The organism is Alkalihalobacillus sp. CinArs1, from assembly GCF_947387515.1.
Lineage (GTDB): Bacteria > Bacillota > Bacilli > Bacillales > Guptibacillaceae > Guptibacillus.
Map to the genome: position 1 here is coordinate 978,900 of NZ_CANDOB010000001.1, position 25,479 is coordinate 1,004,378.

Genomic DNA, 25,479 nt, shown 5'->3' on the forward strand with positions numbered 1-25,479 from the left:
CTCTTTTTTAAAGTTCACATGCATATGTTGAAATCGTGCCTCTTAGCCTCTGGGCTTCTTTATATGTGCATCGATTATGAACAACTTGTAAACCAGCGTCTGCTGCTATTTGTGCAGCTTCTTCAGATACCACCCCTTCTTGCAGCCAGAATATGCGTGGCTTGATCTCCCCTGCTTCTCTTGCGATTTCAACAGCTGCCTCAGGACTTCTAAACACCTGCACGACATCAATTGAATGTGGGACACTTTTTAAATCGGGATACGCTTTTTCACCTAGGATTGTATCTGCCTTCGGATTCACAGGGATTATCTTGTATCCTAGCCTTTGCATCTTCCTTGCTAATCGGTGACTCGGTCGCGATTCGTTCCCACTTAGACCAACGACGGCAAGTGTTTTCTGTCTTTGCGTTTCAACACCATCGATCACTTCTTTTTCATAAGGACTTTGAAGTGCCCATTGAATTTCACCTTCATCATTGATGACGATACGAGTATCCGTTTCTAGACCTGCCGCTTTACGAAGCGATTGATCCAAGTCGAAGATTAAATCGTCTGCACCTTCTACACCGACAGATAGGCGAATCAGTTCTTCTTTTACTCCTGCTTTCTCTAGCTGCTCTCTACTCAACTGTTGATGAGTCGTACTCGCTGGATGAATGATCAAGCTTTTCGCATCTCCCACATTTGCAAGGTGAGACCAAAGTGAAACATGATCAATGAGCTTACGCCCTGCTTCCTTTCCTCCTTTTATGCCAAAGTTCACAACTGCACCAAAGCCATTCGTTAAAATTTCTTTCGCATCATGATAGGAAGGATGACTTGGGAGACCAGGATAGCTCACCCACTCTACTGCAGGGTGATCTTGTAAATAGGTTGCTAGCTTAAGTGCATTCTCATTATGTTTTTCCGCTCTGAGATGAAGCGTCTCAAGTCCTTGTAAAAGAAGAAAGGCATTGAATGGACTCAAACAAGACCCAAAGTCTCGAAGGAGCTGGACACGTAATTTTGTACTGAACGCAAGAGTCGCAAAATCAATCGCATAGCGAATACCGTTGTAGCTATCGTCAGGTTCAGTGAACGTTGGAAACTTCGGAGAGTTCCAATTAAAACGACCTCCGTCGATGACTACTCCTCCAATCGATGTACCGTGGCCACCGATCCACTTCGTCGCAGAATGTACAACGATATCTGCTCCTAAAGTGAGTGGCTTACATGCGTATGGAGTGGCAAACGTATTATCGACGATCAATGGAATGCCTGCTCCATGTGCGATTGCTGAGACTTTTTCTACATTTAGTACAGACAAGCTTGGGTTCCCGATGATTTCAGCGAAAACGCCTTTTGTTTTATCAGTTATCGCTTTTCTAAAGTTTTCTGGATCTGTTGGATCGACAAACTTTACGTTGATCCCATATCTCGGGAGGGTTACCGCAAATAAGTTATAAGTACCGCCGTATAAGTTAGAAGCCGCTACGATCTCGTCACCCGCACTTGCGATATTCAGAATAGAAAGTGCGATTGCTGCCTGACCTGATGAAGTTGCAACCGCTGCGACCCCGTCTTCAAGCAGAGCCATTCTTTTCTCAAAAACATCCACCGTGGGATTTCCAATCCGGGAGTAAATATTTCCTGGTTCATCAAGGGAAAATAATCGCTCGGCATGTTCACTATCATGAAAAACGTACGAGCTCGTTTGATAAATCGGTACTGCTCTCGAGCCAGTCGTTGGATCTGGGGATTGACCCCCGTGTAGGGAAAGTGTGTCGAACTGATATTGTTGTGTCATCGTAATTCCTCCAGTAATTGTGTTGTAGTAAATATAAAAAAAGCCCACTTCAATAAGAAGAGGGCTTTTGCCTCCTCTTATCTCTCAGAATAGTAGCTATTCTGCAGGAAGTAGCACCTTTTTAAGCTTCTTGCTTAAAGGTTGCCGGGCATCATCGGGCCAGTCCCTCTGCCTCTCTGGATAAGAGTGATTTATTTAGTTTTGCTATACACTTGCTGCTATTCTTGCTTTTGAAATTGCCTGATCCAAATCGTCGATAAGATCATCGATATGTTCGATGCCTACCGACAAGCGGATCAGGTCATCTCGAACACCCGCAGCGGTTAGTTCTTCTGCACTTAACTGCTGGTGAGTTGTGCTTGCAGGATGAATGATCAAGCTTTTTGCATCCCCAACGTTTGCCACATGTGACCACAGGTTTACTGAGTTAATAATTCCTGCTCCGGTTTCGCGGCCGCCTTTTATTCCGAAGACGACTACGGCTCCCGCACCTTTTGGTAAATATTTTGCAGCTAAGGTCTTTGACGGATGATTTTCTTCTTCAGGATAACTCACCCACTCAACTGCCGGGTTTTCTTTCAAATAGGTAACGATTTTACGCGTGTTTGCAACATGTTCCTTCATTCTAACGTGAAGTGTCTCAATTCCTAATGCGATTTGGAAAGCGTTAAAAGGACTCAATGAGGCGCCTGTGTCTCGTAATAGTTGAACACGAGCTTTTATGATGAAAGCTGCTTCAGGCAGGGCCTCTGCATAAACGATGTTGTGATAGGAAGGATCTGGTTCGATAAAGCCTGGGAATTTAGATGAATTCCAATCGAACTTTCCACTATCGACGATCAAACCTCCCATCGTTGAACCGTTACCACCAAGCCACTTCGTCGCAGAATGAATAACAATATCAGCACCATGCTCGATCGGTCTACATAAATACGGTGTTGCGAAGGTATTGTCGATGATAAGCGGAATGCCAGCTTCATGAGCGATTTCAGCCACTTTCTCGATATCGAGTACGTGAAGGCCTGGATTACCAATCGTTTCTGCAAAGATTGCTTTTGTATTAGGAGTAATCGCACTTCTAAACGATTCCGGATCTTTCGGATCAACAAAGTTGGTTTTTACTCCGTATTTAGGAAGCGTCGTTGAAAAAAGGTTATATGTGCCGCCATATAAAGTAGAAGCAGAAACAATTTCATCACCGCTATTCGCAATATTTAAAATCGCGTTTGTGATGGCTGCCATACCACTTGCAAGACCGAGGGCTCCAATTCCGCCTTCAAGCTCCGCAACCCGTTCTTCAAGCGTTCCTACCGTCGGATTACCAATTCTAGAATAAATAAACCCTTCTTCTTTTAAACCAAACAAATCAGCTGCATGTTCAGTGCTGTTAAATTTGTATGCGTTGGATTGATAAATCGGTAGTGCTCTCGCTCCTGTAGCTGGATCTGCCTGTAAACCACCATGAATGCCAATCGTTTCTAAGTTATAACGCTTCTCTGCCATCTCTTATCCACTCCTTTGTATTTTTGACGGTTCTTGTAATTGTTCTTTGATCAATTGCCCCCATCTATCAAATTCAACGAGGAATCCATCATGACCATACTTTGTATCAACGATCGTAAAACGCGACTTAAGCGAAAATAAAGCTTCAAGATCTTTAGGAGGATAAATTAAATCACCTTTAAAACTAATTGCTAAAACATTTGCCTTCACTTCTTCAATCGGTGCGTCCCTTCCCCTGGTAATATCATGGTTATCCATTGCTTTTAATAAGTACAAATAGCTATTGGCATCAAAACGACCAACTAGCTTTTTACCCTGGTAATGAAGGTAAGATTCGACGTCGTAAAGAGCCTTTTCATGGTGATCTTCAGGTTTTGCAATGACCCTTCTTCCAAATTTTTTCTGAAACATCTCATCTGTTCGGTACGAAATCATTCCGATCATACGTGCTGTTGCTAACCCCGATGCGGGAGGATGTGTTTGATCATAATACCCTCCCTTCCATTCAGGGTCAGTCGTTATGGCATGTCTTGAAATGGCATTATATGCAATTCCGTAAGCACTCAAAGATGGTGTCACAGCTAATGGAACAAGATGCTCCATCGCATCAGGGTAGAGAATTCCCCACTCAAGCACCTGCATGCCTCCAAGCGACCCACCGATCACGGCATGAAGTCGATCGATACCGAGTGCTTCAAGTGCTCGCTTTTGAGAATGAACCATATCCCTCACGCTTATGAATGGAAAATCCGCCTGATACGGTCGGTTTGTAAACGGATTACGAGATAATGGTCCCGTCGAACCATTACAACCGCCTAATACGTTGAATGTGATTACTTGAAATTCAGAGGTATCTACATACTTACCGTGACCAATCAGACCTTCCCACCAACCATCTTGTTTCCTTCCAACCGTATACTGATTGCCCGTTAGTGCATGACAGACTAGAATGACTGGTGCTTCCTTCGGTCCTACTCGTTCATATGCAAGTTCAACCTCGTCAAGTTCTTTTCCTGATTCGAGAACGAACGAGCCAATGGATATCCGTTGGTCCTCGTATACCGTCTCTCTTCTCAACTCCGATCACTCCCATCACGCTCATTGAATATAAAAAAGCCTCTCTGAAAGACAGAGAGGCTGGATTATAGAAATCAGCTCCGCTTATCTTCCAGGCATTATACCTGCAGGAATTGGCACCTTTTCAAACCAAATGGTTTGACGGTTGCCGGGCTTCATAGGGCCAGTCCCTCCGCCTCTCTAGATAAGAACGAATATTCAATTACTTTGATTGAGTATTATTTTAGCAAGGCAATGCATTAGTGTCAAACATTTTCTGAAAGTTTATACAAATCCACTCTACGCATCAAATATTTTGATTAGAACCAGATTTTTGATAAGGTTACCATAAAACTATATGCGAAAGGAGACTTTTTGTGAAAGCCCCTACGTTTTCTTTACAAGAGGTCAGAGGTGATCAAACGTATTCATTAACCGACTATGAAGGGAAGCCGGTTATGCTTACGTTTTGGGCTTCATGGTGTCCTGATTGTATGAAGGACCTACCTATGAAAGAACAATTTTATGAACATGCAGACTTAAACAAACTTGCATTCTTAACAATAAATGTGACTGGACGTGAAAGAACAGAAGAGGCAGGCAAAGATTTTGCTATCAAGAACGATCTGCCTTTTCCAGTATTAAAAGATAATGGTAGAGATACGTACGATAAGTATGGGTGCACTGGTGTACCAACGACTGTCCTTTTAGACAGGAACCACGAAGTTGTACAAACATTCGGGGACAGGGCATCTTTCCTGGATATTGTTAAAGTCCTCCCTTCTATCATGCTTTGAATGAAGTGATAACTAAAACAAAGCTAGGGAAATTTCCCTAGCTTTGTTAAAAATAATATAAAATAATGGCGTTAATCTAAGTTATTCGTGGCGAACTGTCAATCTCACTATTCACTTACTTAATCATCATTGTCTTCTTTTGAGCGATTGTCTTCACGCTCGTCTTGTTCATCCTCTTCATCTTCATCTTCATCATCTTTTTCTCTATCTTCTTTATCTTCTCTGACTTCTTTATCGTCTTTTGGTTTATCATTTATTGAGGATCCACTATTTTTCTCGTTGTTGTCCCCATTTTGTTCAGAGTCTTTATCCACACGACCAGAATCGTTATTTCCGGTTGGTTGAGATGAAGACTTTTCGTTCTTATTTGATAGTTGACCGATCGGATCTTTTTCTTCTTTTACCACCGCTTCAGAATTTTGGTTACTCTGTCCTTTTTTATTCTCTGAGCTGTCAACCGCTTTATTTGATTTATCATTAAGCTGAGTAATTTTATTATCTAGATCGTTCCTGTCTTCAACAGGTTCTGTATTACCCTCTGATGCAGTTTCGCGATTTTCGAGCGAATCTAATTTCTTAATAGATAGGTCGCGGGCATCTTCAAGAGAAATCGTTACTCCACGATCTTGTGCCGCCAGATAAGTTATATACTTTCCAGGAGACACACCCTTTTCCACTGCCAACTTACGGGTATGATGATCCGCATGTAAAATCGTAGTGATTGCAACAGCCTGTTTTGTAAGGACCTCATTGTTTTTTAAACCATTAATCGTTTCTTCGAGCTTACTTTTCACCTTCTGATAACGACTGTTTTCTTCAACATTACTCGCTACGATAAGCAGCTTTCCCTGATCAGTTAAAAAGCCATTCTCTTCGAGCTTAGAAATTAGTACATTTGCAAACTCAGCAAGTGGCATATTTTTTGTATCCTTGTCTAAACTCAGCCCTTCGCCGTCTGAATTCCAAGCCTGATACTGTACTACTTCCAGGTCAGAATTAACACCTACTTCGATACTCGGATTGATATCAAAGCTAACATATGCAGCAACTGCATCATTGTTCGGAACAGGAATCACGCTAGCAACGATAACAAACAACATGATGATCGTTGCCATTCCTGCCATCGTAGGCATAGAGGGGATAAAGAAACCTTTTTTATTTTTCTCAGGTTTCTTTGCTAGTTTAATTTCAGAGCCAATTGATAAGTTATGATTTCGTTTAAGAAAAATTGTTGTAAATTCACCTTCGGGTGTCAGGACTACGGCTTTTCTGCCTCGTATCTCCATAATAACCCCGTTTTTCATCCCCTGGCCCCCTCATTCTGTTACTGTATATAAGATTTCAGCGCATTAAAACCTCCTAGATAAATTAATGCAACTGCTATTATATACTTTCGATTACGTTCAATCGTTTTCCGACTGCATGAGACAAGAGACAGCAAATCTTTTATAGGCAGCTGTTTCTTTTCAAGAAGATAGCTTGAAAGAGTAGAATCCTCTGCAATAAGTTTTGCTATCATTTTCGCATTATCCCTCGCATCGATATGCTTCGGACAATTCTTACTCAATACCTTAAACGTAATACTGAATCTTTGCAGGAGTTGCTCGTATTCTTCAATTTCGTACATTCTAACTTCTCGCTGCTTGTCCATCTCATATACGTCAAGAGCTGCTTTCTGCTCAGCAAAACTATCTTCTAATCTGCCTTCTTCATCCACTTCTTCTGGTTCGAGATAGATATACTTATTTTGACGTGCTTCTTTACGGATATAATCGATTACCCTACGACGGATAACCATATCTGCGAATGTAAGAAAACGGCTTCCCTGACCTCTTTGATACTGATCCATCGCTTCATTGAAAGCAGATAATCCGATACTAAATTCGTCCATCATCTGATTAATGTATCGATTGCAGACTTTTGACGTTATTTTCTTAATAAATGGTTGATAATCTTCTAGTAGCTTATTGCGTAGAAACTCATCGCCGTTTTGGATACGATCGATTTTATCTTCTAATGTAACATTGTCATTTTTACTTTTATATTTTCCTATTCTTGTGCTGATTGAAATGGTTGTCATGTCATACACCTCTCATCTTGCAGTCAATTTAAATTGATCGCTTATTAGGTTTCTTCTTAGATGTTTGTTATTTGAATATTAAAAAGAATGCAAAATAAAATTCGCCCCCATACGACAAAATCGAATGGCGACTCTCTATTCATTTATACCACTCAATCAGCTGCAACGAAAATACAATTTAATGACAATGTTACTGTTTCTTTACTGTCTGTTATATTAATTTATCATTATTAATATTGCACAATTTTCAACAAATTTCTACACTGCTAGATGCCTGCTGAGACACGCTTTTTGCTTTGAGAAACTTATGGTGCATTTGGTCAAAATTCATCAAATAAATTTAACGCTTCTTGTATTTTAGGAGTAAAGTATTAAGGCGGACGACTGATTCAAATGCAAAGATCGTTTCTTTCGCTTGTCCATTTTCAAAAATCGTAAGTGCTGGGACACTTTGAATCGTTAGCTTTTCCGCTAAATCAGGAAAGTAGTTTAAGTTCACTTTATACGTTTGCTCCTTCATTCCATTAGCTGCACTAGCAATGCTCAACATTCTTTCGGCAATTTTGCACGTTGAACAAAAAGGCGTATAAAAAAAGAGCACCGAAAGTGATTCCTGTTGGGCTCTTTCAATCTCAACCTCTTTGTCTAATTCTATCATATCTATAGACTCCTTCATTTATAAACCGAAGAGGGAACTCCTCCCTCTTCGGGAAATAGCCCTATCGTATTTATACCGTCATCACTTTAAATTTTGCTGCTCGCAAAATACGTTTTAAATAATTTAATGGTGTTTCTGCCACCTCACGATGCAACATCGTAATATACAAATGTTCAGCGTGAGGGATTTCCTGCTTCAATTGTTTTCGAAGCTTTTCCCCTGCATCGTCTGCATCGACGAGCACGTATACATCCTTTTCAACCAGCTCTTCACTTAATTCTTCGAGTCGATCGAAGCTAATCGTACCGTACGTGCAGATAATATCCACAGGCTCATCTAAGATTCTAAGAAGCTGATCTCTATCCGTCTTACCTTCTACAATAATCACTTTATCATGCATGGCGCAACTCTCCATTCAAGCTGTCGTCTCTACTGCGTTTACTATAGTATATGGATAAGAAGGCATATCGTTTCACTTTCTATAAAGTAATCTTATTGAATCTAATCGTTAGAACGCTCTTCTTCTAATGACGGAACATTTGTTGAATTTCCGTGTTCTTCTTCTAGATCATCTACAGTTCGTAATCGGTCATCTTCTCTTTCGCTACCTGTAGCAAAAGTAGCTTCAGTATCTGTTCTATTTCCTTCTTTACGATCTTCAAGTCGATCTTGCGCTTCCTTCGTTCGTATCGCATATGGAATCGCTTCTAGACGTTCTTTTTCAATTTCTTCTCCAGTATCGACACAAATCCCATAATTTCCTTCACGGATGCGATCAAGGGCAGTATTGATTAATTCTAATCGTTCTCGCGCAGCATCCTCGATGGTAATCTCTTTTTCCCGTTCATCCAATTCTGTTGCAAGGTCTGCAAAATGATTGTCATATGAAGTTAAGTCCCCCGTTTCTTCAGCCAGTCCATTACTCTCATTATGCTCGGCTGCGCCTCTCTCTAATATTTCCTTTTTCTGGATGAGAAGGGTTTTTTTAAATCCCTGTAGTTCTTGATTCGACAAAGTCATAATTTTTCCCTCCAAAGGTTCTTTTTCTTTTCCATATTTTATTTTCCCTCACCTTTGAGCACGTTAAACCATCTCAAGAGGTTTTAAGAGAACAGGAAGGTGGAAACCCATACATAAGACATTGATATAGGAGTGAGTATAGTGGCTAAATTATCTTTAGGTCAGAGTGTACCAACATTTTCTCTCGTTGATACTGAGGGAGGACTTTTTCAACTAGACAAACATTTAGAGGAAGACAATAAGAGATGGCATATGCTCGTGTTCTTTAGAGGCGAATGGTGCCCAGTATGTAACGAGCAAATGGAAGAGTTACAAGAAAACATCTCATCTTTTGACGATTTAGATGTACACGTAATCGCAATCGCAAGTGACGAGTTAGATTCACTTCGAAGCATGAAGAAAAAACATGGTCTTGATTTTCCAGTGCTACAAGATCATGAACGTGCAGCGATCGATTCCTTTGGAGTATTCATGCATACTGAAGAAGATCCTTATGAAGATCATGGCGAGCATGGTGAGCCTGCTATTTTTATTATCGATGATGAAGGAAAATTGATGGCGCAATATCTACAATCCAGTCCATTCGGCCGTCCTTCAGCAGATGGATTATTAACTACGATAAAATATATTCGAAAAAACAAAGCATAAAAAAGCCGGCCCTTTTGGGCCGGTTTTTTTAACACCATCCGAGGTCACAGTCTTCGACGTACTTTCCGTTTTTCTCCATTGCTCGCTGATACTGAAAAATCTTATCTTGGTCAAACTCAAAGCCCTCGGCAAACTCATACTGATTGCCTTGATTCGTGAAGAGTATACGACCAATTTTTTCCTTGTTCAAATACAAGTTCATCGAACTTTGATCAAGCTTACCATGGACTCTGCTTGTAACGTCGATCTTTTCCATAGGACGAGACTGATCATTCATCGTATTCATCCCCTTTTTATAGTGTCTTTCCTTATACCTAACACCAGATTTGCAAGTACAGGCAATCTTTAAATGGAAACACAAGCATTCAATAGGGTTCGCGATGATGAAAAAACTATTCCCTCGAAAAGCTGGAATTATTTAGTGTTGATTAGTCTTCACTTACCATATCTTCGTATGCTTGAGCTGTCATAAGCTCATCAAGCTCAGAAGTATTAGATGGCTCAACTACAACCATCCAAGCTTTTTCATATGGAGACTCATTTACAAATTCAGGACTATCTTCTAGGTCTTCATTAATAGAAATGACTTTTCCTGAAATAGGTGCGTAAAGCTCAGATACCGTTTTTACTGATTCAACGCTGCCAAAAGGTTCGTCAGCTTCAAGGCTGTCGCCTTCTTCAGGAAGTTCTACGAAAACAATGTCTCCTAGTTCTGACTGTGCAAAATCAGTGATCCCAATGCGGACATTGCCATCTTCTTGTACTTGTACCCATTCGTGCTCTTCTGAGTAACGGAAATCTTTTGGTAAATTCATTAGTAATTCCTCCCTGAACTATCCCTAAACTAAGGTAAGTATTTATTATTATTTACAATAACTATCCTATAATAGTTATTATTAATTAATCAACTATTAGTGTCCCCAAGTTTCGTCAAAAACTTCTTCTTTAAACCCAACCGTTACGTGTTTTCCATCTGTAACAATCGGTCTTTTGATCAACATACCATCTGAGGCTAACAGTTCCAACAATTCGTCTTCAGAGGATGAAGCAATCTTATCCTTTACTCCAAGCTCGCGATATTTCTTTCCACTCGTGTTAAAGAACTTCTTGATAGGAAGTTCACTGTTTTCCACTAAGACTGCGAGTTCCTCTTTTGTGGGGGGATTTTCAACGATGTGAACTTCATCTACAGAAATTTCATTACTTTGAAACCATTTCTTTGCTTTCTGGCACGTTCCGCATTTAGGATAAGCATAAAAAGTAAGTGACAATCCTTTTCCTCCTCGTAAACCTGTTCAATAGTACAAACTAAGTGTACCATACGAGTTCCCTACAACAAATTATGACGTGCCTAAAACATCTTTCGTCATATAAGGTGTAAATCCTCTTTTTCGCCTTAAGTTTTATCTTGCCAATTCAGTCAAAAAAAATCCCTCTTTTTCAAGAGGGAATCTAAGAGAATAGGGTTTGAAAAATATTAGTTAAACAGCATAACGCTGTTGTTCCAAAATGTTAGCAGCAATCTCACGTTTTTTTGCAATAACGTTGATTGGCGTGTGACGTGTTAGTTTTCTTAAAGCAGAAATCATCATTCTTAACGTATCTCCACTTTCAACAGCAACAAGCGTCTCTTTCGCATGTGCTTCGATTCGATTGAACGCTTCTTGACAGAAAACTTCTGTTAATAGAAGTTTTTGCTGCTGTTTGTCACTACTTGTTTGATCGATCGCTTTCTCAGTTCGAAGTACTGCAGACTCCATCGAGTAAATTTCACTGATGATGTCAGCAACATTAGACAGCACTTCTTGTTCTTTTTCAAGACTCTTTCCATACTTCTGAACTGCTGTTCCAGCAACCATCAGCATAATTTTCTTAGCCATGGCAACAAGATGCTTTTCCTGCTCAAGTGGGGCATCCCCAATTTCTTGCGGCATGAGCATCATCAGTTCTTCTTGAAGGGCAGTAGCTTTCTCCATCAATGGAAGTTCACCTTTCATCGCTTTTCTTATAAGCGTTCCAGGTACAAGAAGGCGGTTAATTTCATTTGTTCCTTCAAAGATTCGGTTGATGCGTGAATCTCGATACATATTTTCCACTTCATACTCAGACATGAATCCATATCCACCGTGAATCTGAACGGCTTCATCTACGACATAATCTAACGCCTCTGAAGCAAATACTTTATTTAGTGAACATTCGATCGCATATTCAGCAATGGCTTTTGCCACTTTTGCTCCATCTTTCTGTTCTTCATCAGATAGGTTTCCTAGTTTGTTCTCAAAAAGACCACCCGTACGGTATGTTGAGCTCTCGCTTGCATAAGTGGATACGGCCATATTTGCAAGTTTTTCTTGAATAAGAGTAAATTTCGCAATAGGCGTCTTAAACTGCTTACGATCTGTTGCGTATTTTGCAGAAAGCTCAATCGCGCGCTTCATAGCCCCGATCGTTCCAACCGCTAGCTTATAACGACCTACATTAAGAATATTAAATGCGATAACGTGGCCTTTACCAGCTTCACCGAGCAGGTTTTCTTTTGGTACCGCTACTTCATCAAGGATTAATGTTCTCGTTGAGGAACCTTTGATCCCCATTTTCTTTTCCTCTGGACCAGTCGATACACCTTCAAGCTCACTGTCTACAATAAATGCTGAGAACTGTTCACCATCAATCTTCGCATAGACGATAAAGACGTCAGCGAAAGCTGAGTTTGTAATCCACTGTTTTTCACCATTCAAAATGTAGTGCGTGCCGTCATCATTTAACTTACCCGTCGTCTTCGCACCGAGTGCATCAGAACCAGAACCTGGTTCTGTCAATGCGTATGCAGCTATTTTAGCTCCTGAAGCTAGATCAGGAAGATACTTCTTTTTCTGATCTTCATCACCGAAGAACACGATAGGAAGCGATCCGATCCCTACATGAGCCCCATAGCTTAGTGAAAACGAGCGTGCTCGTGCGAACTTCTCTGTGATAACAGATGAGCTGATTTTATCAAGGCCTAGTCCACCGTATTCTTCTGGAACATCTGCTCCAAGAAGTCCAATCTCACCAGCTCTTTCTAACAACTTACGGGAGATATCAAATTGATGGTTTTCGATTTTTTCTAATTCTGGAACGACTTCCTTCACAATAAAATCTTCCGTTGTTTTCCCCATCATCGTATGCTCTGAAGAAAAATCCTCCGGTGTAAAAATATCTTCTGCAAGATGATCCTCTACTAGAAAGCTTCCGCCTTTGACTGTTTTGTTCATTGTATTAGACATGCAGGTGTTCCTCCTTTAATTGATCATGTATTATAGTAGTTCAAATACTCCGGCAGCTCCCATTCCGCCACCAATACACATCGTTACCACACCAAACTGCTCACCGCGCCTTTTCATTTCATGAACAAGACTTAGTGTGAGCTTTGTACCTGTACAGCCTAGCGGATGCCCAAGCGCTATCGCTCCACCATTTACATTTACTTTGTCTTCATCGAGACCTAACTTTCGAATCACTTGAATGGACTGTGAAGCAAATGCCTCATTCAGCTCAAACAATCCGATATCTGAAAGCTCTAGCCCAGCTAGCTTCAAAGCTTTTGGAATAGCTTCGATTGGACCTACTCCCATAATTTCAGGTGCAACACCCGCTACGGCAAACGAACGAAACTTCGCCATCGGTTTTAGCCCTTCACTCTCAGCTTTTTCTCTGTCCATCACAAGAACACTGGCTGCACCATCGCTAGTTTGAGAGGAGTTCCCTGCAGTAACGGAGCCTCTTACGTTAAAGACTGGGCGAAGCTTTGCAAGTGCTTCAAGGGAAGTATCCTCACGAACGCCTTCGTCTTGAGAGAATAAAACCTTATTTTCTTGAAGCTTGTTATTGCCGTCGATCCAGCGTTTCGTTACTTCAACAGGGACGATTTCGTCTCTGAACTTACCTTCCTTAATCGCTTTGGCTGCTCGCTGATGGCTTCTCAATGCGAACGCATCTTGTTCTTCTCGACTGATTTCGAACCTTCTAGCAACTTCTTCAGCGGTATGTCCCATGCCCATAATGTACTCTGGCTTTTCTTCAACAAGAGAAGGGTTTGGTTTGATCACATGCCCCCCCATCGGGATGAGGCTCATCGATTCAACGCCTCCTGCCAAAATAGATGAAGATTGACCGAGCATGATACGTTCTGAGGCATATGCAATTGTTTGTAATCCTGAAGAACAATAGCGATTTATCGTAATAGCGGGGACGGTTTCTTTTAGACCCGCTCGAGCACCGATCATACGTGCCACGTTTAATCCTTGTTCAGCTTCTGGTATCGCACATCCGATAATGACATCATCTATATCCCCATCATAATTACCAGCTCGTTTTAAGGTTTCAGCAACTGTTATTGCTCCTAAATCATCTGGACGCATTTCTGCAAGTGTTCCACGATTTGCTTTTCCTACAGGTGTCCTTGCACCAGACACGATCACTGCTTCTTTCATTCGTGCTTCCCTCCTCCAAAACTAGTTACGTAGCGGCTTTCCTTTCATCAACATATGCTGCATTCTAGCTTGCGTTTTCGGTTCGCCCAATAGGCTTAGGAATGCTTCCCTTTCAATATCGAGAAGATATTGTTCATCGACAAGCGTTCCTTCTTTCACTTTACCGCCTGCGATTACATGTGCGAGTTTAGAGGCAATCTTTAGGTCGTGTTCAGAAATATAGCCACTCCACTGCATTGTTTTCGCACCCATCAACATTGCAGCATACCCTGCTTCACCTGACACTGGTATCTTCTTTGAAACAGGCGGCTGATAGCCTTGTTCAGCTAGAAAGAGAACTTTTTTCTTTGCATCATGGAGAACATGGTCAGCATTTACACTGATGCCATCCTTATTTCTGATATAACCCAGATCCGTTGCCTCATGAGCTGAAGTTGATACTTTTGCCATCGCAATGGTCTCAAATACATCAGCAGCAACATCGATTAAGTTTGGTTTTCCACCAGCCTGCTCAAGTTTTCTGAGATAAAGCTCTTTGTTTCCGCCTCCGCCTGGGATTAATCCAACTCCCACTTCAACTAAGCCAAGATAAGTCTCAAATGATGCCTGAATCGAAGCAGCAGGCATCACAACCTCTGCACCTCCACCTAATGTCATTTGAAATGGTGCTGCTACAACAGGTTTCTTGGAATACCGGATTCGACCCATCGATTGTTGGAATTTGCGTGCGATTAATTCAATTTCAAAGAAGTTATCATCCTGCGCTTCCATCAACATCAACGCAACATTTGCTCCAACACAGAAGTTCTTGCCCTGGTTTCCAATCACGAGACCTTCAAAGTTCTTCTCGGTCTCATCGATCGCTTCATTGATCATTTGGAGGATATCCATTCCGATCGCATTGTTTGGAGAATGAAATTCAAGTCCAGCAACACCATCACCAAGATCTAATAAAGTTGCACCAGTGTTTTTCTTAATCACACGGTTTTGTTCTTTTAGTCCCTTGAGGTGGATTACTTTTTCATTTTCATCAACCTTTTTATACTCACCGTTATGATAGAAGAAGGTTTTCCCGCCTTCTCGCTTATAAAAATTCGTTTTGCCTGAGGAAAGCATCTCTTCAATCCATGATGGGATCTCTTCACCTTGCTCTTTCATTTTTGAAATCGACTTTTCGACACCAAGGGCGTCCCACGTTTCAAACGGCCCCATCTCCCAGCCAAATCCCCATTTCATCGCACGATCGATCGCTAGAATATCGTCAGCAATTTCATAGGTTTTCTCTGCAGAGTAGAGCAGTACCGGCTTTAATATATTCCATACCAATTCACCAGCACGATCCTCGGAATAAGCAACCGTTTTCAATTTTTCTGATTTAGATTTTGCTTGTTTACTAGCTTCTACTGAGCCAGTTCTAAGCTTCTTCCTCGGTTCATATTCAAGCGTTTCAGGATTTAATTCTAGAATTTCTCTTCCCTTTTCGCCTTTTTTCTTTAGGAAAAACCCTTGGCCTGCTTTTGATCCGATCCAACCTTTATGATTCATCTTTTCCATAAAGTCTGGCGTTCTGAACACTTCTTTCTCTTCACCTGATACTTGATCATACACATTTTTTGCTACATGGATAAACGTGTCTAATCCAACAACATCAAGTGTTCTAAACGTCGCACTTTTTGGACGACCGATCAGTGGACCTGTCACTGAATCGACTTCACCGACCGAAAAGCCTCTATTGAGCATTTCACGAACAGTTACTAATAAACCGTAAGTTCCAATGCGGTTTGCGATAAAGTTTGGTGTGTCTTTCGCTTCTACAACTCCTTTTCCAAGGGTCTCTTCTCCAAATGTCTTCATATAAGACAGAACAGCTGGATCTGTATCTTTTGTAGGTATCACCTCTAATAACTTCAAATATCTTGGTGGGTTAAAGAAATGAGTTCCAAGGAAATGGCTTCTGAAATCATCTGAGCGACCTTCAGCCATAGCTCCTACAGAAATTCCAGAAGTGTTCGAGCTGACGATCGTACCTGGACGTCTATAGTGATCTACTTTTTCATAGACTTTCTTTTTGATATCAAGATTTTCAATGACTACTTCTATGATCCAATCGACTTCATTCAATCGCTCCATATCGTCTTCCATATTTCCTGGCTCGATCAATTGAATATTTTCTTTCTTAGATAGCGGGGCTGGCTTTTGTTTTTTTAGCTTAGCGATCGCATCAATTGAAAGCCTGTTACGTACCGATCGATCTTCTAACGTGAGCCCTTTAGCTTTTTCTTTTTCGTTTGGTTCTTTCGGGACTACGTCTAGTAAAATACTTGGGATACCAACATTCGCAAGGTGTGCAGCGATACCTGATCCCATTACTCCTGCTCCTAATACGGCAACTTTATGAATGCTGCGTGACATAATGAACCTCCCTATTGAATGAATGCTCATTCATTTTTGTTTCAAAAAAAGAAGCGAATTCACTTTTCAATTCCTCTGTCTTTACTATAAAGTATTTTCTGAAATTTAGCAATATAATGTTTGTTGATTTCTACTCTCTTTTTTATCGAAACATTGTGAAAAAGGAAGGCAAAAAATTTCGCCTTCCTCTTACTTCATCATTCCTTTGAGTACAAACGCTACGTTTGCCGGACGTTCAGCAAGACGTCTCATGAAATAGCCATACCAATCTTGTCCATATGGTACATATACACGCATCTTGTAGCCTTCTTTTAATAATTGCTCCTGACGTTCTACACAGATGCCATACAGCATTTGGAATTCAAACTGGTCACGACTAATATTATGTTCTTCGACTAATTGTTTTGTATACTCGATGATGGCATCGTCATGCGTAGCAACCGCAGTATAATTTCCATTTAACAGGTGCATTTTTATGATCTTCTTAAAGTTAATATCAACGTCCCGCTTAGCAGGAAAAGCTACTGTCGGCGCTTCTTTATAGGCACCCTTTACTAATCTAAGGTTTGGAGATAACTCATTTAATTTCTCGAGGTCATCAGAAACACGATACAAGTAAGCTTGTAAAACCGTCCCGATATTCTCGAATTCTTTCTTTAATTCTGTGAAAATATTTAACGTTCTTTCACAGCGCTCATAATCTTCCATATCGATCGTTACAAATACATCGTGCTTATCAGCAGCTTTCAGAATCTCACGCATGTTCTTGAGCGTCATATGGTAATCAATATCAAGCCCCATTGAAGTGAGCTTGAGAGAGAGTTGAGAATCAAGTCCTTCGGCAGCAATACGTTCAATCGCTTCAATACAGTGCTTCGTCATCTCGGCTGCTTCAGCTTCAGTATCAACGAATTCTCCAAGATGATCGATCGTTACGGATAAACCCTTCGCATTTAACTGTTTTATTGCATTAACAGAGCTATCAAGAGATGCACCAGCTACAAACTTACCTGCGCCAAATCGCATGCCATATTTCTTAGCAACTTTTGTCGCAACTTTATTCTTTCCCATGTGTAGAAAGAAATTACGCATTACTTGTTCCATCATAACCCCTCCATGAAAACGCATTCATAGCGTGTTAAAAAATATATGTTAGTGAAAATCGGCAAATACTCTCAAAAAGCGCCATATTCTCCCTTTACTGTTATTCTACCACGAAATCCTATGAATACGACGTTTTTTGTAAGAAATTCTCTCAAATAATATTTGTTAATTTTTTCTATTGTTATCCCTGTGTCTTTAACCTTACCCAACATAAAGGGGTCGAAAAACATATTTTACCTATTATATTGCTAGCTCTGTTATTTGGATACTCTAACAAGCTATCAATTTTGTAAAAGCACAAAAAAACTAGGGCGAATATGCCCTAGTTATAGACTATCGAGAAACTTGTTCAAGCCTTGTTCAAATGATGTTGTGGGATTTCCGCTCCAGGATATTCGCTTTCCGCGGGGCGGGCGGTGTGCCTCCTCGGCGCTCTGGCGCCTGCGGGGTCACACCTGTCCCGCTCATCCCGCAGGAGTCGAACATCCTTCCGCTCCAATCAACGTTATGGAGAGGTTTTAATTGAAAGCGAGACTAAAGAAAACTAGTTATACCCTAGCTTCTCATTCATCGTCTTTTTTCTGGGATTTGCGGTTTTCTTCATTTAGCATCTTAATTTCCGCTACGAGTTCTTTCATGGCATCTTTTGCATCTGGATAGGTTTGGTTCCAATGCTTTGCAAGTGGCGGCATGGTTTTTGAAAGGTGCGTATACATCGCCCAAATTTTCACTTTTTCCTTTAGTTCTGGTGTGCTCTCACCCACTAATAGCTCTGTATACTTTTCCATTAATCCATCGACTTGTTCTTGCAAGGTTTCTAGACTCATGCTATCACTCCGATCAATGTAATCTTCATCGATTATAGCATAAAGACCCGTCCATCTTTAAGGTGAGACCCGTCCGTTCACCTGTAAGTCCCTTAACCTTGCATAATCTATTCGCTGCTGGTTTTCTCTAATGACTTTAATTAGTTCATCGATCAGCACTGTTTCATCCGTAATGATAAAGAACCTGCAAGAAATCATTGCAAAATCTCCAAAGAACGCCCGACATCCTTGATATCGTTTCGCATCGCGAACCGGTTTGTAAGGAAAGATAAAGTTACCATTCTGTTCATAAGCAGGATCGAGAGAATGTTCTTCTATTAATTTGATGAGTTCTCTGATCGTGAACTCTCTACCATTCTGATTTTGACCCATTTCTACAATTTCAAGCAAAGTACATACCTCCTCTTCATACCATTCGAAAGGAGCAAGTATCTTGTTAGAGGTCCAAAAGACATAAAAGGCATATGTAATAAAAAAAAACCAGAGGCTAGCTCTGGTTCAAATATGGGTCACATAAGAGTGAGTTTTACGAAGGGGGGGACCACTACTCACTCTCAACATATCTTATGTATGAAATGCAGGAATGGTTGGACAAGTACCACGGTACAAACATGTATTTTTTCTCAATTCAACAAAATTGGACATTCCCTCTCTCCTAAAGAGAATAAATTTCAGAGGCAATGGGAGACTGATACTATCATTATTTACCAAAAGGAGAGCGAGCTTATGAATGAAAGAAAAAAACTGATTACCCATGATAGTGAGAAGTTACTGTCATCCGTCCGAGAGGAGATCGCTGAAGAATTTTTGGTTATGGAGGCGGTTCAAGAAAACGTTCAAGAAAAAGATTTCTATACCTATCACTTGTTAAAACAGGCAGAAGAAGAAAGAAGTAAAAAGAATTAACTACAATGACCTATATGATGATGCGTATAAATCATGTATACTTCCTATAACTGATAAAAAGGAATGATGGAATTCATGACTACCCATACATTTACAGTAGGTGAAGAACGAGCAAACTATATCACTCATGGTATCGGTGTATTGATTAGCCTTGCTGCTCTCGTCATCTTGATTGTATTCGCATCACTTCAGGGAACGGCATGGCACATTGTCAGCTTCACGTTATTTGGAGCAACGATGTTGCTTCTATACACAGCGTCTACATTGGTTCATAGTTTTCCACCCGGTAAAGCAAAAGATTTCTTCGAGTTTCTAGATCATTCTGCGATTTATTTTTTTATCGCAGGAACATATACACCTTTTTTATTCATCGTTATTCAAGGATGGCTCGGTTGGACTTTATTCGGAATAGTTTGGGGCCTTGCTATCGGAGGAACAGTTTTTAAAGCTTTCTTTGTAAAGAAATTCTTGTTCATCTCTACAATTGTCTATGTCATTATGGGATGGCTGATCGTCTTAGCATGGAACCCTCTACTTCAAAACCTTCATCCGAACGGAATGACGCTACTGATCATCGGTGGCTTACTCTACACGATCGGTGCTGTCTTTTATGTATGGAGAGCTTTTAAGTATCACCATGCAGTTTGGCACATCTTTGTTATAGGAGGAACGGTGGCTCATTTCTTCTGTGTTTTATTTTACGTCCTTCCCCTTTAATCAAGCACTTCTGTACACTAAGAGTACAGGAGTGTTTTTTTATTTTTACTTGAACAAAAAATAGTAGTATCTCGTTATAAGAGTAGAACTACATCATAAAGGGATGGAAGCTGTGATCGAGATAACAAACCTATCAAAAAAAATTAAAAACAAGTCAATTTTAGATAACTTAACTATCTCAATTGATGGAGGAGTAATTGGACTCATTGGACCAAACGGTGCTGGAAAATCTACTTTGTTAAAGATTCTATCTACCGTTACTCGCCCTTCTTCAGGTGAGGTGAAGATTAAAGGATTCTCTGTCAAAAAAGAAACCACGAAAGTACGAAAGCAAATTGGGTACTTGCCTCAACATTTTCAACTCTATCCTCAGCTTACTGGGGCATCGTTTCTCGACTATGCAGGAAACCTAAAGCGCTATACGAACGTCGATCATAATGAAGAAAAAAACAGGCTACTACAAGAGTTGAATTTAACGGACCAAAAAGAATCCAAAGTTAAAACGTATTCGAATGGAATGAGGCAGCGACTAGGGATTGCACAGGCCATGTATGGAAATCCAAATGTCCTTATTTTTGATGAACCTTCTTCCGGTTTAGATCCTGATGAAAGGTTAAGGTTCCGACAACTGATTGCAAATTATCCACATCATAAGACGGTTTTGCTTTCCACCCATATTGTCGAGGATATCGAGGCTAGTTGTGATACGTTATTGGTTCTAAAGAAAGGAAAATTGATCTTTCACGGAACGCCCGAAGAGCTACAACGTAAGGGAGAAGGTTTTGTGTGGGAATTCGAATTGTCGGAAGGAAATTCAAACATCCTACACGGCCTTCAGATCACATTTACAAAACAAACAAAAAACGGGCATTTATATAGAGCGATCTCTCCAGTCGCACCGATTGAATCTGCAGAAGCCGTCGATCCTACGTTAGAAGAAGGCTATATGACGATGGTGGAGTGGGATACAAGATGATGAAATGGCTAATTCAATGGAAATTTGAACTTTCGTTTCTATATAGAAGTTGGTTTTTACTTCCGATGCCTTTTTTATTCCTCATCTGGTTGATTGTGAGCATGACCGTTGAGAATGTTAGTAGTTCAGATAGCCTGTACGTTTCTGCTTATCGAACGACACATTCTACGATCTTTATTCTCGTTATCGGCCTCAGTATTTTAATCGGTGTCTACTTGATGCGTCGTGATATTGGGAATGAATCCTTCGAATGGCACCGAGCATTACCTGTTTCCAACTTTGTCTTTCTATCTGCAAAATTTATTGCAGGTATCACTTACATGTCCTTTTTCACTTTTTTAATGGCTCTTACTTTTAGCGCTATATCAATAAGACAACAGCTTCCATTTGCTGAAACGATAGAAGTCTTACGATTTTTTATCATTCAATATGAAGTTTCGTTAATCATTAGCTTAGCTCTAGGTATGATACTATCCGTCATCATTCAAAATCGTTTCGTCTACTTGATCGCATTTTGCGCGTGGATTTTCGGTACTCTTTTCATGGAGGTTTACATTCTTAACGGAATTGGAAACTTTAACGATACTGGAAATTTCTACTTAAAGCCTTTCCATTTATCTTATCTATTCTTGGATTCTATTTTGGTAAATGGCGTGTGGGGAATTGAACTCATGAAGGAAGAAATAAAGTTACAAAGGCTCTTTGTCCTTTCATTCTCTCTCATGCTACTGATGGGAACACTATTCTTCCTAAATCGTAAGCGGCCAAATGAACACGATAAACTTTGGAGTATTGTCTGCTCGTTTAGTTTACTTGGCGCAATCCTTGCATATATCCCATATAATCAATTTTGGGATGTACGAATATCTGCTTTTAATAACGTGGCAAAAGGTTCACCCACTTTCTCACAAACGAGTGATAATAGTTCGATCTATATGTGGGATCCGAATCTAAAGCAAGATACCGCTACTCAAGAAAGTAGCATATACAAGCGAGAGCTTTTTGAAATCCTATCCTATCGAATTGATATCGATCAAACACCAAACTCTACCCTTGATCTAAAAGCAGCTGTGTCTCTTCAACATGACCAGTTTGATAACGATGAAATAAAATTTACGCTGAACCGCGTGTTCTCCTTAAATGATGTGAAGGTTGATCAAGAATCCATTGCATTTGAACAAGATGGTGATTTTGTTACGATTACACTTCCAAACGAGGTGAATAACCCAACGATTCATTTCAACTACGGAGGGGTTTATGAATTATGGACGCATCGAGGCAGTCAAGAGTATTACCCCGGTTTTGCCATGGACAACCAGATCGTTATGCCATCACACACGGCCTGGTACCCTTTACCAGCACATCAATATTTGGTTGATTCAGATGGTGAATCTCGCACTGACGTTGGTTTACTTCAACCTACTGATTTCCACGTGAATGTGACCGGGGTCGATAACACCGTCTATGGCTCTATTAAACATGTAGAGTCTTCCGGTGAAACGCACACCCTCTCTGGTAAAACTGCTCGACTCGATCTCTTCAGTGGCTTTTTAACAAAGATTGAAGCAGATCATTACCACACTAGCTTAGTAACTGCGCCTTATCGTAAGGATGCTTCTAAGGAGTTTATGAAAGAGGTAGACACTCGTCTCACCTACTTTGACGAATTTTTAGATGATGAGATCGATCCTGTACACCACTTCTTCTTTTTGCCGTTGGATCAATTAAGGTGGAGCGGTTACTTTCGTCAGGATGGTTTTATCGATCAAAACTACATCATGAATGACTACAACAGCTTAAATCATCATGCAACGATCAATGATTTTGTTATCGTCAACTTATTTCATGAAGATAACTTTGTTTCTGGAAACTATAGACCTGAAGATGCTTTACTAACGAGTACGATTAAAGCTGCTTTCAATTATGTGTATGAACTTGAACACGGAAAAGAGGAAGAGGCTTTTGAAACAAGATCTGCTTTCGCCAATATTACAGATGAACAGGATGAGCGCAATTACAGCAAAGAAATCATTCAAACAGACAAATTGTTAGATATGATTGAAACTGCAATGCATGAAGGAAAAGAGGAAGAAGTAAAAGAGGTGCTCAATCGAATTTACCATGCCAACTGGAGTGGAAATGGCTATCCAACCGGCTATGATCTGTATATTGAGCCAGCATCGACCATCAGCTTTGAAGAATGGATGGAAGTTTGGAACGATGTGATGAACACTAAACGATGAAAGGAGAAAGGGCATGACTGATGAAGAATTAGTTATTGGAATGTCCAAAGGAAATCAAGCTGCTTTTGAAGCATTGATCCACAGGTATCATGCCCCTTTGCTAGGCTATTTAGAGCGAATGCTTCGGGACCGTAAAAAAGCAGAAGATGTTGTACAAGAAACGTTCCTGAAGTTACTAACCCAATTAAAAACAAAAAAAATACCAGAAAAGATTAAACCGTGGCTTTATCAAGTTGCTACGAATCAATGTCGAGACTACTGGAAAAGTTCTAGTTTCAAATCTGAAAAACAGGTGATCGATAAACTCCCTGATCAAGAAAGCGGAGATCCTTCAGTAGTAGAGTTATTCGAACGACAAGAATCGAGAAAAGAATTTCTCGAAAAGCTTGATGAACTGTCAAACACTCAAAGAGAAATCGTGTACTTAAGATTTTATCAAGATTTAAAATACCAGGAAATTGCAGAGACACTCGAACTACCTTTAGGAACGGTTAAATCAAACCTTTATCATGCATTAAAAAAATTAAAGGCATCCATTATGCGAAAGGAGGAAATTAGCCATGCGCGATCTCGATCATGAACTAGAAGAACTTGAACAAGAAATGAAGCAGCCGCTTCAAACGTATATGGCAACATCACCACGTTCAGAAGATACGCAAAAGCTGATTCTTTCCCTTCAGGATTCTTTCGATGAACTAAAGCAACATGACATGGAATTTGACTTTGATACAGAGCCTGAAAAACCGTCGCTCTTCAAACAATGCTTAAATCAATTTCGCTCATACCACTGGCTTTATTGGATGATCAGCCTCGGTATCTTTGCAATGTTAACATTGATAACAGCGGGAAGCGGTGACCCAGACGGTTTCTTTCCACTGCTTGTTCCTATTTACTTATTGTTTGGGATACTTTATAGCTACAAGTCTTGGAACAAGGAAATGAGAATGATTGAATCCGTCACTCCATTCCCACCTGCACTATTACTACTCAGTAAATTACTCGTTGTTCTGTGTGTGAACTTCAGCTTTGCCTTTGTCTCGACCGTAGTGATTATATCTGAGAATATTTACGTTGAACCAAGAATGTTCTTACTTCAATGGGTCGCACCTTTGTTCTTTTTGACTGGCTTACTAGCCTATATTATGTTTCATAAAGGTGTTATAGCTGGTTTTGTCTCTGCACTTGCAGGATGGGTGTTTACATTCATTGCCTTGCCCTATTCGATTTATCAAATAAATGATGGATTTTCTAATTTCCTACTAGGAGTTGCCTACCTTGCCCTCTTTGTAATAGGAGGACTCTTACTATTTTTATCGTATCGCAAAAGCTTACACCTTCAATACATGTGAGGTCATTCGATGATATTAATTGATCAACTAACATACGCTAGGAAAAGTTTCACTTTAAACGTTCACCATTTACAACTTAATTCTGGTATCACCATCTTAGTAGGAAAGAACGGAGCTGGAAAATCTACTTTCCTTCAACTCCTCGCCACAGCTCTAAAGCCACATCGTGGCACCATTTCGTATGGAAGAAAAACGGTAAGTGAAGCATTACCTTATATTCGTAAACAAATCGGCTTTCTTCCAACAGGTGTAGAATTGTATGAAGAAATGAAGACGAAGCAGTTCTTGAATTACATGAGCGAATTAAAAGGGATATCAAATACGAAAGCAGTAGAAGCATCGATTCAAGCTATGAACCTTGCGGATGTAAAAAAGAACAAGATAAAATCTCTTTCTCAAGGCATGAAGCAACGAGTAGGGATCGCACAAGCACTTCTAGATTCGCCTTCCTTTCTACTACTCGATGAACCTTTAAATTACTTGGACAGTCAAGAAAGGAAGAACGTAGTCTCTCTCTTGTCACGGTATGGAACAAATAAGATCGTTCTCGTCGCAACGCATGATCTAAATGAATGGGAAGAAATTGCTGATAACATTATTTGGCTTAGTGAAGGACAGGTTCTTTTCGATGGTACAGTGAATTGTTGGAAGAGCAATGCGATTCGAGTTTGGCAAGGTAAAGTGAAGCACACCGAAGTCCATGGCCTGGATACGAATCGAATCACGTATATGAAGCGAGTTGAAGATGGTATCATCGTAAAGTATCTATCAGAATCAAAGCCATTCAAATCCTTCACGTTGGTTTCAACCAGCATTGAAGATGCGTATTTTATTCGAAAATATAATGCGTTACTTGAACATAACCAGTTCTAACGAATACATTCATCATTAAAAAACCTCCTAACAATTAGGAGGTTTTTTACAT

General features: G+C 40.3%; 26 protein-coding genes and 2 riboswitches. Of the genes, 9 read left to right on the forward strand and 17 right to left on the reverse strand.

Annotated elements, in window-relative coordinates; all coding sequences use genetic code 11:
* Window positions 1-7 precede the first annotated feature (7 nt).
* The 3 genes from PFZ69_RS05100 to metX all read right to left on the reverse strand — a co-directional run bounded on the left by PFZ69_RS05100 (window position 8) and on the right by metX (window position 4,366).
* Window positions 8-1,786: a PLP-dependent aspartate aminotransferase family protein gene (locus PFZ69_RS05100; protein WP_270179931.1), complete on the reverse strand. Its 1,779-nt coding sequence runs from the start codon at window positions 1,784-1,786 to the stop codon at window positions 8-10.
* A gap of 74 nt (window positions 1,787-1,860) precedes the next feature.
* Window positions 1,861-1,973: riboswitch (SAM riboswitch) on the reverse strand.
* Window positions 1,974-1,990: 17 nt separating this feature from the next.
* Complete coding sequence (locus PFZ69_RS05105; RefSeq protein ID WP_270179932.1) at window positions 1,991-3,289, reverse strand: O-acetylhomoserine aminocarboxypropyltransferase/cysteine synthase family protein; 1,299 nt, start codon at window positions 3,287-3,289, stop codon at window positions 1,991-1,993.
* A 3-nt stretch (window positions 3,290-3,292) separates the two neighbouring features.
* Window positions 3,293-4,366 carry a homoserine O-acetyltransferase MetX gene (gene metX / locus PFZ69_RS05110; RefSeq protein WP_270179933.1) on the reverse strand — a complete coding sequence of 358 codons (1,074 nt, stop codon included), beginning with the start codon at window positions 4,364-4,366 and terminating at the stop codon, window positions 3,293-3,295.
* 81 nt (window positions 4,367-4,447) lie between these two features.
* Window positions 4,448-4,557, reverse strand: a riboswitch (SAM riboswitch).
* 165 nt (window positions 4,558-4,722) lie between these two features.
* Here metX and PFZ69_RS05115 point away from each other — a divergent pair.
* Window positions 4,723-5,142 carry a TlpA family protein disulfide reductase gene (locus PFZ69_RS05115; protein ID WP_270179934.1) on the forward strand — a complete coding sequence of 140 codons (420 nt, stop codon included), beginning with the start codon at window positions 4,723-4,725 and terminating at the stop codon, window positions 5,140-5,142.
* A 119-nt stretch (window positions 5,143-5,261) separates the two neighbouring features.
* Here the strand turns inward: PFZ69_RS05115 and PFZ69_RS05120 are convergent, their stop codons facing one another.
* From PFZ69_RS05120 to PFZ69_RS05140, 5 genes are all read right to left on the reverse strand, one after another.
* Entirely contained in the window at window positions 5,262-6,446 is a 1,185-nt protein-coding gene (locus PFZ69_RS05120; RefSeq protein WP_270179935.1) for an anti-sigma factor domain-containing protein, read from the reverse strand.
* 20 nt (window positions 6,447-6,466) lie between these two features.
* The gene (gene sigI / locus PFZ69_RS05125) at window positions 6,467-7,222 is read right to left on the reverse strand and encodes an RNA polymerase sigma-I factor (protein WP_270179936.1); all 756 of its coding nucleotides are present in this window, start codon (window positions 7,220-7,222) and stop codon (window positions 6,467-6,469) included.
* Between the two features lie 340 nt (window positions 7,223-7,562).
* The gene (locus PFZ69_RS05130) at window positions 7,563-7,880 is read right to left on the reverse strand and encodes a thioredoxin family protein (RefSeq protein WP_270179937.1); all 318 of its coding nucleotides are present in this window, start codon (window positions 7,878-7,880) and stop codon (window positions 7,563-7,565) included.
* Window positions 7,881-7,950: 70 nt separating this feature from the next.
* Window positions 7,951-8,280 carry a toprim domain-containing protein gene (locus tag PFZ69_RS05135; protein ID WP_270179938.1) on the reverse strand — a complete coding sequence of 110 codons (330 nt, stop codon included), beginning with the start codon at window positions 8,278-8,280 and terminating at the stop codon, window positions 7,951-7,953.
* A 101-nt stretch (window positions 8,281-8,381) separates the two neighbouring features.
* Complete coding sequence (locus PFZ69_RS05140) at window positions 8,382-8,900, reverse strand: TraR/DksA C4-type zinc finger protein (RefSeq protein ID WP_270179939.1); 519 nt, start codon at window positions 8,898-8,900, stop codon at window positions 8,382-8,384.
* A 141-nt stretch (window positions 8,901-9,041) separates the two neighbouring features.
* Here PFZ69_RS05140 and PFZ69_RS05145 point away from each other — a divergent pair, with 141 nt between their 5' ends.
* Window positions 9,042-9,548, forward strand: coding sequence for a peroxiredoxin family protein (locus tag PFZ69_RS05145; RefSeq protein ID WP_270179940.1), 507 nt, complete (start codon window positions 9,042-9,044; stop codon window positions 9,546-9,548).
* A gap of 28 nt (window positions 9,549-9,576) precedes the next feature.
* Here the strand turns inward: PFZ69_RS05145 and PFZ69_RS05150 are convergent, their stop codons facing one another.
* The 9 genes from PFZ69_RS05150 to PFZ69_RS05190 all read right to left on the reverse strand — a co-directional run bounded on the left by PFZ69_RS05150 (window position 9,577) and on the right by PFZ69_RS05190 (window position 18,753).
* The gene (locus tag PFZ69_RS05150) at window positions 9,577-9,825 is read right to left on the reverse strand and encodes a YusG family protein (RefSeq protein ID WP_270179941.1); all 249 of its coding nucleotides are present in this window, start codon (window positions 9,823-9,825) and stop codon (window positions 9,577-9,579) included.
* Between the two features lie 151 nt (window positions 9,826-9,976).
* Window positions 9,977-10,363, reverse strand: a complete 387-nt coding sequence (gene gcvH / locus PFZ69_RS05155; RefSeq protein ID WP_270179942.1) for a glycine cleavage system protein GcvH — start codon at window positions 10,361-10,363, stop codon at window positions 9,977-9,979.
* A gap of 96 nt (window positions 10,364-10,459) precedes the next feature.
* Entirely contained in the window at window positions 10,460-10,819 is a 360-nt protein-coding gene (locus PFZ69_RS05160) for an arsenate reductase family protein (RefSeq protein ID WP_270179943.1), read from the reverse strand.
* A gap of 210 nt (window positions 10,820-11,029) precedes the next feature.
* Window positions 11,030-12,814 carry an acyl-CoA dehydrogenase family protein gene (locus tag PFZ69_RS05165; protein ID WP_270179944.1) on the reverse strand — a complete coding sequence of 595 codons (1,785 nt, stop codon included), beginning with the start codon at window positions 12,812-12,814 and terminating at the stop codon, window positions 11,030-11,032.
* 30 nt (window positions 12,815-12,844) lie between these two features.
* The gene (locus PFZ69_RS05170) at window positions 12,845-14,020 is read right to left on the reverse strand and encodes an acetyl-CoA C-acetyltransferase (protein ID WP_270179945.1); all 1,176 of its coding nucleotides are present in this window, start codon (window positions 14,018-14,020) and stop codon (window positions 12,845-12,847) included.
* A gap of 21 nt (window positions 14,021-14,041) precedes the next feature.
* Window positions 14,042-16,432: a 3-hydroxyacyl-CoA dehydrogenase/enoyl-CoA hydratase family protein gene (locus PFZ69_RS05175; protein ID WP_270179946.1), complete on the reverse strand. Its 2,391-nt coding sequence runs from the start codon at window positions 16,430-16,432 to the stop codon at window positions 14,042-14,044.
* Between the two features lie 189 nt (window positions 16,433-16,621).
* The gene (locus tag PFZ69_RS05180; RefSeq protein ID WP_270180621.1) at window positions 16,622-17,536 is read right to left on the reverse strand and encodes a proline dehydrogenase; all 915 of its coding nucleotides are present in this window, start codon (window positions 17,534-17,536) and stop codon (window positions 16,622-16,624) included.
* A 563-nt stretch (window positions 17,537-18,099) separates the two neighbouring features.
* Complete coding sequence (locus PFZ69_RS05185; RefSeq protein WP_270179947.1) at window positions 18,100-18,363, reverse strand: YusU family protein; 264 nt, start codon at window positions 18,361-18,363, stop codon at window positions 18,100-18,102.
* 57 nt (window positions 18,364-18,420) lie between these two features.
* Entirely contained in the window at window positions 18,421-18,753 is a 333-nt protein-coding gene (locus PFZ69_RS05190) for a hypothetical protein (RefSeq protein ID WP_270179948.1), read from the reverse strand.
* A gap of 336 nt (window positions 18,754-19,089) precedes the next feature.
* Between PFZ69_RS05190 and PFZ69_RS05195 the strand changes: the two genes are divergently transcribed.
* The 7 genes from PFZ69_RS05195 to PFZ69_RS05225 all read left to right on the forward strand — a co-directional run bounded on the left by PFZ69_RS05195 (window position 19,090) and on the right by PFZ69_RS05225 (window position 25,427).
* The gene (locus tag PFZ69_RS05195) at window positions 19,090-19,269 is read left to right on the forward strand and encodes a hypothetical protein (protein ID WP_270179949.1); all 180 of its coding nucleotides are present in this window, start codon (window positions 19,090-19,092) and stop codon (window positions 19,267-19,269) included.
* A gap of 75 nt (window positions 19,270-19,344) precedes the next feature.
* Window positions 19,345-19,986, forward strand: a complete 642-nt coding sequence (gene trhA, locus PFZ69_RS05200) for a PAQR family membrane homeostasis protein TrhA (protein ID WP_270179950.1) — start codon at window positions 19,345-19,347, stop codon at window positions 19,984-19,986.
* Between the two features lie 112 nt (window positions 19,987-20,098).
* Window positions 20,099-20,962 carry an ATP-binding cassette domain-containing protein gene (locus PFZ69_RS05205; RefSeq protein ID WP_270179951.1) on the forward strand — a complete coding sequence of 288 codons (864 nt, stop codon included), beginning with the start codon at window positions 20,099-20,101 and terminating at the stop codon, window positions 20,960-20,962.
* Window positions 20,959-23,205 (forward strand): ABC transporter permease, encoded by a 2,247-nt coding sequence (locus PFZ69_RS05210; protein ID WP_270179952.1) that lies wholly within the window; start codon window positions 20,959-20,961, stop codon window positions 23,203-23,205. The genes PFZ69_RS05205 and PFZ69_RS05210 overlap by 4 nt, the downstream gene beginning before the upstream one ends.
* A 13-nt stretch (window positions 23,206-23,218) precedes the next feature.
* Window positions 23,219-23,785: an RNA polymerase sigma factor gene (locus tag PFZ69_RS05215; protein ID WP_270179953.1), complete on the forward strand. Its 567-nt coding sequence runs from the start codon at window positions 23,219-23,221 to the stop codon at window positions 23,783-23,785.
* Window positions 23,766-24,554: a hypothetical protein gene (locus PFZ69_RS05220; RefSeq protein WP_270179954.1), complete on the forward strand. Its 789-nt coding sequence runs from the start codon at window positions 23,766-23,768 to the stop codon at window positions 24,552-24,554. The genes PFZ69_RS05215 and PFZ69_RS05220 overlap by 20 nt, the downstream gene beginning before the upstream one ends.
* Before the next feature lie 9 nt (window positions 24,555-24,563).
* Window positions 24,564-25,427 carry an ATP-binding cassette domain-containing protein gene (locus tag PFZ69_RS05225; protein ID WP_270179955.1) on the forward strand — a complete coding sequence of 288 codons (864 nt, stop codon included), beginning with the start codon at window positions 24,564-24,566 and terminating at the stop codon, window positions 25,425-25,427.
* Window positions 25,428-25,479 lie beyond the last annotated feature (52 nt).